Source organism: Faecalibacterium sp. Marseille-P9590, assembly GCF_017377665.1.
Taxonomy (GTDB): domain Bacteria; phylum Bacillota; class Clostridia; order Oscillospirales; family Ruminococcaceae; genus Faecalibacterium.
This window is the reverse complement of the sequence record NZ_JAFREF010000021.1, coordinates 1-12110: the sequence shown is the minus strand read 5'-3', so window position 1 is coordinate 12110 and position 12110 is coordinate 1. Positions and strand designations below refer to the sequence as shown.

Sequence of the window (12110 nt, the reverse complement as noted above, 5' to 3'; positions counted from 1 at the left end):
GCTGGCGCACAAACGCCAGCTTCGATTTCATCGAGCCGTCTGCAAGACCGCAATTTCACCGGAACGGTGTATAATTGCGCCCTTTATTCTAAAGGGTTTTGGACGTTGCCGCGTTCGTGAACATCATGCACCATCTTTGCAAGTGCCAGCACGACTTCCGGTTGACGGAACGAGATTTTCAGAAGCTCCATATTCTTTGGCAAGCGCTTTTGCCCGGAGTTTTCGGTCAGGCTGTGTCTGATAAATCTCCCAAATCCGAAGCTTGCTGTTTTCAAAGTTAGAACCTCTCCGCAGTGCTTTTTCAATATCAGCCTGCGATAAAACAAAAGCGGAGGGCATTTTTTCGCTCTCCGCTTGGTCGATGGTTTCAATTTGCTGGGCTTCCGTAGGGATGTTGGCATCCAGAAAACTTAGCTGTAGATCAGTTCCGTCCGAATCACTTCCTCGACCTGCTCCTGTAGGCTGTTCATGTGCTGTACCCACGCCATCTGATTCTTCTCCTTGTCCGGGGCCGGGTTCTTCGCCAGCAGATCGGCCATCAGTTGCTTCTTCATCGCTGCTGCGGTCTGCTCCAGTTCGGTCAGGGTCGGGTACAGGCTCCCGTTCAGGAGCATCGTGTGGTACAGAACCGGGTGCTGCTGTTTCAGAAAGTTCAGGCGCATCCTGCCGTACTTGCCCAGCGGGTTCTTCGGCTGATGCAGAGTCAGGTTCGGGAGAAGATAATCCCCGGTCTGCGTGTAGTTCAGATTGCTGCTCATATTCATGCTGGCTCCTTTCATTGTTTCGGCGGCGGATGGTCGTTTTGACTGCCCGCTCGACGGTGCGCAGGACTTCGCGGCTGATGTCGCTGACTGCGGCACCGAGTGTGTAGACAGTGTCCGGGGTAGAAAAATCGTAGATGGCCTGAAAACTGTCTTTGTCAAAATAGCCATCCGGCTCAAATCCACAGCGTTCCAGCAGCGTGTAGGTGACGCTAATGGCGGCGGCAGACTTGAACTGCATCTCCACCCCGGCTTCATCATAATCCATCAGCAGCGAACCGTCAACGATGGCGCTGATGTCCTCGCTGTTGTTGTCCCAGTAATCCGCCACCAGTTTCCCGGCAACATCCGCAAGCTGCTGGCTGACACGCTCTCCGCTGATGCCGTAGGTGGCGGCGAGCATTTCTGAAACCGGCTGTTTCAGGTCATCGTTGTACTGCCACAGGTCGGGGTCACGGGAATTACGGCGCACCCCGGTGTCCGACACATCGAAAACGTAGTGCAGGCGCGGGAATCCGCTGGATTCATCCAGCAGGGCGATGCCCTTAGAACCGCGCCGGACATAACGGTTCATCCGGTTGTTCCAGATGTCATAGTCGGCGCAGGCGGTGGCATCGGGCCGCTGGGCGTAGATCATCAGCTGGTCTGCAAAGGGGTACTTGTACAGCCGGGATGCGGTGGTCAGATAGTCCGTCCAGCTTTCCCAGTACCGAGTCAAGCCGTTCGCCGTGCGCTGGGCAAGGGCGAGATATTCTTCGGTTTTGCTTGGCATTTTGGCCTCCTTCTTCAGATTTTAGGGTATAAAAATAGCGGGCAACCGTTTTGAGGGTCGCCCGCAAGGGATGTAATAAAAATCGATTATTGAATATTGTTGTCCTTTATGAATTTCATGATGCAGCAGCCCATCACGATGACGGGAAGCACGGTTCGTAAACCGAGGTCGCCGACCCGCACATTTACATCAATCACAAGCCCTGCAAACCATGCCGCTAAAGTGAAAACAGTTGCCCATCCGTAATTCATAGAACTGTACTCCTTCATATGTGAATATTCAAAACTCTCTTCTCAGCTTCAGCTTTCATAGCTGCCCGCAAGGAACTTACATTTATTCGACTCGAATGTTTACCGGATTCAGTGTAAGGTTGCCTCCGCCCGCCACCTTATACCATTTGCCTCTTTCGAGTTTGATTCTTTCCGTTACGCCCTGTGTAATATATCCGATTCTGTATTTTTCTCCAGTCTCTACATCGGTAAAGACCACCTCAGTATCACAATCACCGCTCACTTTTACAGTTCCCCAAAGTGGCTGTATTTGTTCTGTCTTTATGGTGCCTTCATCGTTTGAAAGGGTGAAAGTATGGCTTCTCTGAATATTGATATAAATCGCCACCAGAAAAACCGCTGCCAGACATAAGGCAAACTTTCTTGTTTTCATCGAAACACCTCCTGTAAATTCGGTTTTATCGAGTCATATCACATAAGTGGATGCTTCAAACTTACAGCTCAGTTTCCACTGCAAGCTGCTCCTGCTTCTCTTTTTCATCAGCGATTTGGACATCAACATCTTCGCGCATCTTTTTCAGAAGTGCAAGGACTCTCTTGATTTGATCCTTGGTATTCTCCACTCTGCTCTGTGCCTGATTGATGTGATCCAGAACTGCCCAGTCTGCAAAGAGGCCGTCAAAGAAGAAATCTGCAAATTTCAGAAAGCTGTCTACCGTGACCTGAAGGTCTGCGGTGATCTCAACATCGGCAAGCTCAGTTTTGAACCGCCGCAGTTCCACTTGAAGCTGTTCGATTTGTTCCTGCGCATCGTCCAGTTCCGCATACTTGGCGAGATCCACCCCCAGACCACCACCCATCACGTCCCATGTACTCCAGCCCTCGGCATTGTCGAGGGTTTCCAGAACTTCGTTGACCGTATGCAGGGCAGTCTTTCCGGCGTTGATGGCCTCTAGCAGCTCCCGCTTTTGGACTTTCAGCGCGGCAATGCGACTTTCACTTTCCGCAACCTGCTGTGCGGCAGGGTGGGCAGAAACTTTGATGCTTTTGATTTTTTCGGAAAGAGCAGCTTGATACTGCCTTTCGCAATCGGACAGCCGTTCCAGTCTATTTTGAATCTGCTCCAAGTCGGCATCAACGGAAGAAAGATCATGGAGAGCCGCATCGTACTTGACACGGGCTGCATAGGCTTCCTGCCGTTCTTTGTCCAGCTTTTCATCCATTTTTCCAATCACTTGATAGAAAAATGCGGCAAGGCTGTGTCCCTCCAGACGGTCCACATCAGCCTGCTCTGCCAGCTTGGATTTTTCCAGCTTTTTCAGGCGATCAGCAAGCGTATCTCTCTGGGCGGTCAGTTCTTTCTGTTTTGCTTCGCAGCTTTTCTTTTCAGCGACCTGCTGCCAAAGCTCTTTCAACGTAGAATCACTCATATGGAATGTCCTTTCCCGGCATTACGTTTCTTCGTTCAGAAGCTGGTTCAAAAAATGCTGCCGATTATTTACAAATGTTTTGGTGATAACGTAGCTGTCCGTATCTTCATACTGACAAGGATGAATCGTGCCATTGTCGAAGCTAAAAATCTCAGCATCAGGCATTCCGAGGAGAATGGGTGAATGTGATACGATAATGAATTGCGCCCCTTCTTGGGCACACCGATAAATGTTGATCAGTAACGTGAGCTGCCGCTGCGGGGATAAAGCGGCTTCCGGCTCGTCAAAAATATAGACTCCATCTGCACCCATGTAGTCCTGCGCAATGGCGAGGAAACTTTCACCGTGTGATTTTTGGTGATAGCCTTTGGAGGGATGATCGTCATCGGAATAGTCGATTTCCTTGGTGGCTACATTATAGAAACTCTCTGCTCGGAGAAAATACCCGAACTTTGGTCTGCGATACCCCTTGGAAATCGTCATAGCCTCACATAGTTCCGAATGGGAGTTGTATGTGGAAAATGAATAGTTCTTCGTTCCACCCTCTGCGTTGAAGCCGTAAGCAACAGCGATTGCTTCCAGAAGCGTAGATTTTCCACTTCCATTTTCGCCAACAAAGAACGTAATGGGCTTATGGAATGTAAAAGTGTCGATTCCACTGATGGCAGGAATCTGACGAACATAATTGTATGGGCGAACTCTGTTCCAGTCGATGGTCAGCCCTTGGATAAACAAATCGTTCATACAGCACTCCATACTATATAATGTAAGAAACACTTAGCTCCGCTCAAACCCAAGATAGCGGGTGCCCTGAAAACTCAGCTTTCCGATGTCGCTCTGCACGAGCAGACCATAATCGCTTCCGTCCACTTCAAATTCCATCCGGTCGCCGCTCTCCACCTGAAAAGTCACATAGTACGATGTAAATGTGCTAGTGTCGTATCCGTGCGCACCGGACATATCTCCGGCATTGGCACTGCTGGAATGCGAAACATCGGTGCGCTTTGCTACCACTGTTGCCGGAACGGTCAGCCGCGGCGAATGGTTGTTTTTATTCCATGTGCTGATATTTCCGATGATGGTGTATAGGATCATACCCAAAACCACAAGGAACAGGATGGGAAACAGAATGCTGAACAGCATATCAAATCCAGCGTAAAACATCTTATTCCTCCAAAATTTCTTCCAGCAGGTCTTTTACATCGTCCAGAAAAGATTCTTCTCCGAGGGTGTTCACCTTGAAGAACACCGCTTGACTGCCTCCTGCGGTGATGGCAGACAGCCGAATCGGACTGTCCGCATTCTGGAACATGGTCAGTGTCAGACTCAGGCGGTTGCCGCCCATCATGCTGTACCGTTCAAACACACGGACACTGCACCGGGCATCGCCCTCTTTGAAATCACTGCCTGCCTCTAAATCTGCCGACCAACTGCTGTCCGGGATTTCATTTTCCAGCTTCCGAAGCAGCTTGTCAAAGTTTTTGTTTCGGATGGTCTTTTCAAAGATTGCCATAATGGTTCCTCCGTTCTGACAATTAAAATTCAGTCCCTTATTTTTGATACGAGCAGAGCCACAGGAAAATTGCGGAGAAAGCGCTTGAAGAGAGGAATTTTGTCTAATTTGATTATAGCATATCTTTTGGAAGAACAAAATACTTTATGTACGCCGCCCGCAGGCGGCAAAAGTCAGTCCAGTGGAAAATCCAGTTCGGCAAACTCCGCATCGGTCAGCCGTTTCAGCTTTTCGATAACGCCCTCCGACAACTCCCGCAGGGCGGTTTCATCGGGCATCAGGTAGCACTGCATAAGCCGCAACTCGTGGATAAGCCCCAGTCGGGTGCCGGTGTTGTAGAGCATCATCAGGGTCAATTCCTCGTGGTCAAAGTTCATGTTCATCCCTCGCTTTCCGGCAGACGGTAGGATTGCACTCCGGGGCATCGCACTTCTCCTTGAGGTTTTGCAGAACAGAAAGGCGCTCCGGCTTTTTATCCGGAAATCCCGGCAGTTCCTTGAAGCCGATGCTGTCCACATAATGCACAGATACCTCGCCATTGCGTTTGATTGCAATCACATCGCTGACGGACAGGCTGTGCCCCTCAAAATCCTGCGGACGGGAGAGGTTGAACACCTGAAACAGTTCTTCCAAAACCTCGTTGTCCGGCACATCCTGCCACATGGCGGGCAAATCAGCATAGTAGGTGACCTCGTAATGCTCCGGGTCTGGCATTTTGCCCCGACGATGCAGTTCCCGCATGGAAGCAAATCTTTCATCGAGGATTTTTTCGTCATGCCGCAGCTGCATCACCATATAAACATCGCACCCTGCGTTCAGAAACTTCTGCGGGATGTCCGTCATGGGTTCACCGTCAAAATTCTGGTTCCATTTTTGCTGCATCGTCCACCTCACAGTTCTGGCGCAGAACGTGCAGAGGATTTTGGCGCAGACGTATCACTTGCCAGTTCTGCCAGCTTTTCCAGTGTGGAAGGGCGATGGTCTGCACTCAGCTCCTCGGCTTCCGCAACTTTGTCCCTGACGGCATCGTAGTCCTGCAACAGCCGCCGCCCCTTTTCCATGTGGTGTGCTTCCAGAATCTGCTCACGGGCTTCCTGAATGGTCAGTTCCGGGGCATCCAACTGCCCGCCGTCCATCACGGAAAAATCGCTGTGGTAAATGGTGTAGTCCCATCCATCCTCACAAGACTGGATGGCAAGATAACCTTTGCCACCCAGTTCCCATGCGGCCTGCTCGTCCTGTGTCTGAATTTCGGGGTAGAAGTCGGCATGGTTCCGCTCCATGACCTCGGCAAACTGGCAGATGTGGAACACATTGCCCAGACCGCCCATGTCAAAGTGATAATCATCCAGATGTTCCACCCGTGCCGTAAAACTGCGTCCATCCGGGTAATCCACCTGAATCACGCCGCCATCTGGAATGCGATAGAGGTCATCATAGTGGCTGTTGATGAGACGAATATCCTTCGGCAGCGTTTCCGGCTCCCAGATGCGCCGTCTGCCGATGCCCGCCTGCGGGATGTTTTCGAGGATCTTTACGCTTTCCTGTTGGATGACCTTGCGGTCATCGTCCGAAAGTTCAAACAGATACCAGTTCCGGGCGGCAGAAATGGCGTTCCTGCCATCGGGCGGCAGGTTCTTTTCCGAGATCTGCCCGCTTTCCAGCGGCTCACCGGTTACCTTGTTGTAGGTGGCAAAGCCGACGTCTGCGCCATTCTCTCGCAGATGCAAGTATTTGTCGTCATTGATGAGATAAACAGCTTCTTTGGTTTGTTCCATCAGCACCCACCTTCAAATTCCAGCGAAAACTTGCTGCGGCCATCCGCTTCACAGAACAGCAGCACGGTAGCATTGTAGGTCTTGCCCTTGGCACTGCGGCAGTCCTTCAGGCGGACCCGGCCATCCCGCAGCAGCTTGTCTGCCACATGAGCGTCCAGCCGCTTGCCCAAACGCTTAAAGAACGCATTGTCCTTCCACAGCACAAAACGGCACTCCCGGTTTTCGCAGAACCAGCCCTTTGCGCGCTCCACGACAGGCTTCCCACAGTTCGGACAGACACCAATAATCTCGCTTTTCATAAGTGCATTCGCTCCTTTTTTCATTTCCGTGTTCTTTACCAGTTCGGTAACCATCGTATTGATCTCGATCATAAATTCGCTCGGCTCCATTTCGCCACGCTCGATTTGCAGTAGCTTTGTTTCCCAATCGGCGGTCATTTCCGGGGATTGGATTTCTTCGGGCATCACGGTGACGAGGGCTTTGCCCTTGTCGGTGGGCAGAAGCACCTTGGTTTTCTTGTTGCCCTTTCGCTCCAGAAAACCCTTTTGCACCAGCTTTTCGATAGTGGCGGCTCTGGTAGCCGGGGTGCCGATGCCCTGACGTTCCACGCCCTCCGGCATACCGTCCACACTGGCAGTTTCCATAGCGTGCAGCAGGGTGTCCTCGGTAAAGTGCTTCGGCGGGGACGTTTGACCTTCCTTCAGTTCGGCGTTGAGAATGCCGCACTCGTTTTCCGCTGCATTGGGCAGGGCGGTGAGTTCTTGTTTCCGGTTCAGGATGTCTGCCAGCACCTTGCGCTCCACTGCTTTCCAGCCTTCTTCCAGAACCTCCTTTCCCTTGGCGGTAAATTCCTCCCCGGCACATTCGGTGGTCAGCAGGGTTTCCAGATAACGGAAGGGCTTGCTGACTGCCATCAGCGTCCGGGCGATGATGAGCTTCAGGACGTTCTGCTCCCCCTTGGGCAGTGAGTCCAGATCGGCTTGCAGCATACTGCGAGTGGGCAGAATGGCGTGGTGGTCGGTGACTTTTTCCCTGTTGACGGTGCGCCGTGTCCGGGGCACAGCCTCGTCCACATCTTCCGGGGCAATGTCGAGAAAACCTTCCAACTCCTCGGTCAGTTCCTCCAGCATTTCCTCGTCATCGTCGGTGATATAGCAGCTATCAGTTCTGGGATAAGTGGTAAGTTTCTTCTCATACAGGCTCTGCACATAGTCCAGCGTCTGCTGTGCGCTGTATCCCAACAGGCGGTTGGCATCTCGCTGAAGGGTGGTCAGATCGTACAGCGGCGGCGGATTTTCGGATTTTTCCTTGCGGGTGATGCGCTGGATCGTTGCTACCATCTCCTTTCGGCAGGCTTCCAGCAGGTTTTCGGCAACGGATTTTTCGGGAATGCGGCGACTGGATGCCGTGCAGCCGCTGGTCAGTTCCAGATCCACCGTGTAAAATTTCTCCGGCACAAAGGCAGCGATAGTGGCTTCCCGAACTACCGTCATGGCAAGCACCGGGGTCATAACACGCCCTACCGCCAGCGGTTGACCGTACAGGCACGAAAAAAGCCGGGACGCATTGATGCCGACCATCCAGTCGGCGCGTTCCCGGCAGAGTGCTGCGTTGTACAGCGCGTCGTATTCAGTTGACGGTTTTAGGTGGGCGAACCCTTCCCGGATAGCGTTTTCCTCCATGCTGGACAGCCATAGACGAGAGAAGGGCTTTTTGCATCCCGCTTGCTGGTAGACCAGTCGGAAGATCAGTTCTCCCTCCCGTCCGGAATCTGTAGGATAGTTCTCGGAGGTGACTTTTCTGACTTTGTTACTCGATGGCATCCAATGGGCCGATAAAGCGGTAGAAAATCTGGATTTTCTGGACGTATTCGCCATCGACCTTTTCCGCTTTGGATACCAGAATCTTGTCAATCAGCTGATGCAGAATCTTATAGTTCAGTTCGGTGATGCCAGCGTACTTGCTGACTTCATCAATAAAATCCTGAATCTTGTCCAGCTGATCGTGTTCAGCACGGCCTTCCCGCTCGTACTGCTCAATCTTCTCGGTCAGTTCAGCCTGTTCTTTGTCGTAGCGATCTGCAAGCATTTGAAAACGTTTCTCCGGGAGAAGTCCCTTTGATACGTCCTCATAAAGTTTTGCATACAGGTCTTCGATTTCTGCGATTCGTGCTTTACACTGCTTCAAATCCCGTTTGTGCTGCGCCCGGTCAGAGGACACCCGGAGGTGCATCTGATTTGCAATCTTCTTCACAAGGGCTTCCCGATTGCTCACAGCGGCCTTTGCGTGTGCCTGAATGTCCGCAAAGACAGCTTCATGCAGAACACGGGCTTCCAAATTATGAGAGTCACAGGCTTTCGCACCATATTTCCGATAAGTGCTGCAACAATAAAAGGTCTGATCCAGAACACTGTTACGTTTGCGCCTGTGCTCGACCTTGACTAACATCGTTCTGCCGCAGTCTGCACAGCGGACGATGCCTTTGAAGATATTGTCGTAGTCGGTCTTATCGCACATAAAACTACTGGAACGGCTGTAAAGGATTCGCTGCACGTTCTCCCAACGGTCTTGTGGGATGATTGCTTCATGTGTATTCGGAACGATAGCGCGTTCTTCAAACGGAATATAACGCCGCTTTTTGGATTTCATGGACACGGTGGGCTTGGCTTCGTAGATGATGTGTCCGGCGTAGACTGGGCTGTGCAGAACCTGACTGATATAGGCACTGTCCCAATCATACATCTTTTCATCATCAATAAAGCGGCCAAACATCTCTTTCTTGTAGTAACACGGCTTCAAGACTTTTTCATCGTGGAGCCGCTTGGCGATGCGGTGAAGCCCCAGCCCTTCCTCTGCCATTGAATAGATATACTCAACAACGGGGGCGGTGTTCGGGTCGATCACAAGGTGATTGTGGTCGGCAGGGTCTTTCTGGTAGCCAAACGGTGCGCCGCTGGAGATATACTTTCCACTTTTCTTGCGTGTCCGAAGGGCACTCTTGATCTTTCGGGAAGTGTCTTTGGCGTACATTTCATTGATGATGTTTCGGAACGGGGCAATATCCATCTGAGATTGCTCGTTGGAATCATAACCATCGTTGATTGCAATATAGCGGACACCGTGTTCAGGAAAGAAGATTTCCATATACGTTCCGGTTTCGATGTGGTTGCGTCCAAGTCGGGACTGGTCTTTGGTAATGACTGTTGCCACCTTTCCTTCCCGGATATCATCCAGAAGTTCCTGAAAGGCAGGGCGGTCAGAGTTCGTACCGCTGTAACCATCATCAACATAGTACTGGCAATTCCCGAAACCGTTGCGTGTGGCATACTCCATAAGCATTGACTTTTGAGTGCGGATGCTCAGGCTTTCGCTGTTTGAACCGTCATCTTTTGACAGTCGGCAGTATAAAGCAGTTACTTTTTTGTCCTTTTCCATGTGTACCTCCATAATGGAAAAGAGACCTCATCAATCACATTGTAGCGGATGCTGCGTGACGATGCAAGCCCTTTTCCGCAGTAAAACGTCCAATTAGCCAGCGGCGAGATACGATTCGGCAGTTTTACGAATTTCTTCTTCCACAAGCCGCTGAAAAAGCGTATTCATCGGCACATTGCCGATATAATGGCGTTCCACGATCAGGCGCACGGACTTCGGACTTCTCGGCGCACGTTTGCGTGTGGTGGGCTTCTTCTCAGATTTTTCTTTGTTCAAGGGCAGACCTCCTCATTCATGTGGTGCAAATACGGAAAGGAATGGATGGATTCTATTCGTTTTTCTCTTTTTGTTTTATTACGTTGGTTAGGTGAAAGTTTTCTTCGATACAGTCTTAAAGGCTGCTATACTGCATAGGAAAAATATCTTTTGCAGATGCCATTAAGAATCTGCATCACAGAATCGTGATTTTGGCGGTTCTTGAATCGTGAAAAACGCAGAACTATTCAACATTTGGAATTTTCACAAAGATGTGATTGGGCGAAGAAAACCGCGTTCGTCTGCGCTCAATCAATCCCGCAGCGTCCAATTCCTTAAGCGCACTGGAAACACTGACAGTGCTGCGCCCTAGCTGCTCAGCCAAAGAGCAAATCGTAAAAATGACAAACACGAATCCACGTTCATCTATCCAGAGATTTTTCTGCGAGAGCGTGGCACGGTCGAGTAGCAACACATAAGTCATTTTTGCAGTCTGACTCAGGTCAAGTTCCAAAAGGAAGCGTGGGTATGGGAGAAACGGCGGCAGCGGAGTTTGCGTGGTAAGATATTCTGAAATGTTGATCACCTCCAGCTGAAGCAGAAATCAGGAACAAAGAGTATGTAACGAGAATTGGAGGGTTCCAATTCTCCAGTCGCAGAAAAGCACGAAACAAGTGCTCAACTGCGTTAATAAGTTAAGGTCTCCCATATTGGTCCTCGACTTCCCTAGGAGTGGGGAATCGTCCGGCGGCGGGCTTGCACCGCACCATTGGCATTTCAGCCACCCCGTCTTCGTTATGACCGGGCTGCGAGTTACAGAAGTACCTTTTGTGAAGTACCGGACGATTGAACTATTCACTTGTCAAGGAACATATGGAAGATTTCTGGACTTTGACGGACGAAAAACATCCTTCTACTTGGTAGCCGATGAAAAAGGCCATTTCGTAGCATTGCAAGCAATTTTGTAAACAAAACGTCATAATAGTCCGAGAATGGTCTTGAAAAAGATGCCCTACACTTGGTAGGCATCGAGAACGCCTGTTTCGTAGCATTGGTGAGAAACTTGTAATTGAATTGTAATTCTTGAGACCAAATCTCCGCTTTTGAAAAAATCCTCTCAATAGGTAGGCAACGAAAACAGCCCAAAGACAACCATCTTTTTGAGAATTAACAAAAAGGTCACAAATGACCGGCTTTCAAAGAGGCGCTTCTACTATTAACAGAAAAAGTGGCCTAAAATGGGGGGTGTTGGAGAAAATTTCTGCCTTAAAAGTACGCCTCTACTCACTAGCCAGCGAGAATAGCCAAAAGCCAGCAAAAAACAAATGAATTATGTACTTCTGCCACTGATTGCAACGGCATATCGGTGACAGAAAGATCGTTTAGAGCGATTCTTCGCGGTTTGGGGTGGTAGAAATCGTTTTGTAGTTGGACTTTTTCTGCTGAAGCTGCTCCAGCTGTTTCAGCACCGATTCCTTCTCCGGGGGCTTGCCGCCCGGTGTGGAAAGCTGCTGCTTATTCAGCACCATGTCGATATACTTGCGGATATTTTTCAGGGCAGAGACATCCGGCTGCAAGGTTTCCAGTTTGGTACGCAGTTCTGCGCTGCCGGATTGCAGCGCAGAAAATTCGGCATCCAATGCCGAAAAATCCACCGCTGTGCTGCCGTTCAGCTTCATCAGGGTGCGGACGGCTTTGTTGAAGGTGTCCAGTTCCTCCTTGTGCTGGGTAGCGTAAGCGTCCTTGGTCAGCTTGACGTTCTTCTTGATAAAAGTATCATGGATGGGCTTCAGCTTGGCATGGACGGCAGCAGCGTCCTTGATCTGAGCGATTGCCCGCATACGGTTTTCGTTCTGCTTCAACTGCCCGCGGAGAGGAGCAGCGGTCTGGTTCAGGTTAGAAATTGCGGTATCCAGATCCTCGATGGTGTTCAGAG

16 protein-coding genes and 1 pseudogene are annotated in these 12110 nt (G+C 50.5%); 1 reads left to right on the top strand and 16 read right to left on the bottom strand.

The window, feature by feature from the left end:
• Positions 1-123: 123 nt before the first annotated feature.
• Complete coding sequence (locus J3349_RS13930) at positions 124-483, bottom strand: hypothetical protein (RefSeq protein ID WP_207677825.1); 360 nt, start codon at positions 481-483, stop codon at positions 124-126.
• On the bottom strand, positions 411-764 hold the full coding sequence (locus tag J3349_RS13925) for a TnpV protein (RefSeq protein WP_097784872.1): 354 nt from the start codon (positions 762-764) through the stop codon (positions 411-413). Before J3349_RS13925 ends, J3349_RS13930 begins: the two co-directional genes overlap by 73 nt.
• Between J3349_RS13925 and J3349_RS13920 the strand changes: the two genes are divergently transcribed.
• A complete protein-coding gene (locus J3349_RS13920) occupies positions 748-1170 on the top strand; it encodes a hypothetical protein (RefSeq protein WP_207677824.1) in 423 nt (140 codons plus the stop codon). The two genes, J3349_RS13925 and J3349_RS13920, sit on opposite strands and share 17 nt — an antisense overlap.
• A gap of 449 nt (positions 1171-1619) precedes the next feature.
• On the opposite strand, the gene J3349_RS13915 is transcribed toward J3349_RS13920, so the two are convergent.
• The 14 genes and pseudogenes from J3349_RS13915 to J3349_RS13850 all read right to left on the bottom strand — a co-directional run.
• Positions 1620-1784, bottom strand: coding sequence for a hypothetical protein (locus J3349_RS13915; protein WP_173014779.1), 165 nt, complete (start codon positions 1782-1784; stop codon positions 1620-1622).
• A gap of 82 nt (positions 1785-1866) precedes the next feature.
• On the bottom strand, positions 1867-2196 hold the full coding sequence (locus J3349_RS13910; RefSeq protein WP_112149035.1) for a hypothetical protein: 330 nt from the start codon (positions 2194-2196) through the stop codon (positions 1867-1869).
• Between the two features lie 61 nt (positions 2197-2257).
• Positions 2258-3193, bottom strand: coding sequence for a hypothetical protein (locus J3349_RS13905; protein WP_097800158.1), 936 nt, complete (start codon positions 3191-3193; stop codon positions 2258-2260).
• Positions 3194-3214: 21 nt separating this feature from the next.
• Positions 3215-3937, bottom strand: a complete 723-nt coding sequence (locus tag J3349_RS13900) for an AAA family ATPase (RefSeq protein WP_005921747.1) — start codon at positions 3935-3937, stop codon at positions 3215-3217.
• Positions 3938-3970: 33 nt separating this feature from the next.
• Positions 3971-4357, bottom strand: coding sequence for a DUF2500 domain-containing protein (locus J3349_RS13895; protein WP_207677823.1), 387 nt, complete (start codon positions 4355-4357; stop codon positions 3971-3973).
• Position 4358: 1 nt separating this feature from the next.
• Entirely contained in the window at positions 4359-4706 is a 348-nt protein-coding gene (locus J3349_RS13890; RefSeq protein WP_097782404.1) for a DUF6054 family protein, read from the bottom strand.
• Between the two features lie 173 nt (positions 4707-4879).
• A complete protein-coding gene (locus tag J3349_RS13885) occupies positions 4880-5083 on the bottom strand; it encodes a transposon-transfer assisting family protein (RefSeq protein WP_207677822.1) in 204 nt (67 codons plus the stop codon).
• The gene (locus J3349_RS13880) at positions 5073-5588 is read right to left on the bottom strand and encodes a YodL domain-containing protein (RefSeq protein ID WP_207677821.1); all 516 of its coding nucleotides are present in this window, start codon (positions 5586-5588) and stop codon (positions 5073-5075) included. The genes J3349_RS13885 and J3349_RS13880 overlap by 11 nt, the downstream gene beginning before the upstream one ends.
• Positions 5589-5596: 8 nt before the next feature.
• A complete protein-coding gene (locus J3349_RS13875) occupies positions 5597-6484 on the bottom strand; it encodes an LPD16 domain-containing protein (RefSeq protein WP_207677820.1) in 888 nt (295 codons plus the stop codon).
• Entirely contained in the window at positions 6484-8166 is a 1683-nt protein-coding gene (locus tag J3349_RS13870; RefSeq protein ID WP_242699673.1) for a DNA topoisomerase, read from the bottom strand. Before J3349_RS13870 ends, J3349_RS13875 begins: the two co-directional genes overlap by 1 nt.
• 127 nt (positions 8167-8293) lie before the next feature.
• Entirely contained in the window at positions 8294-9919 is a 1626-nt protein-coding gene (locus J3349_RS13865) for a recombinase family protein (protein WP_242699672.1), read from the bottom strand.
• A 93-nt stretch (positions 9920-10012) separates the two neighbouring features.
• Complete coding sequence (locus J3349_RS13860) at positions 10013-10195, bottom strand: hypothetical protein (RefSeq protein WP_005945116.1); 183 nt, start codon at positions 10193-10195, stop codon at positions 10013-10015.
• Between the two features lie 223 nt (positions 10196-10418).
• The gene (locus J3349_RS13855; RefSeq protein ID WP_005924687.1) at positions 10419-10760 is read right to left on the bottom strand and encodes a replication initiator protein A; all 342 of its coding nucleotides are present in this window, start codon (positions 10758-10760) and stop codon (positions 10419-10421) included.
• Positions 10761-11556: 796 nt separating this feature from the next.
• Positions 11557-12110: pseudogene (locus J3349_RS13850) on the bottom strand (conjugal transfer protein); the annotation flags it as partial.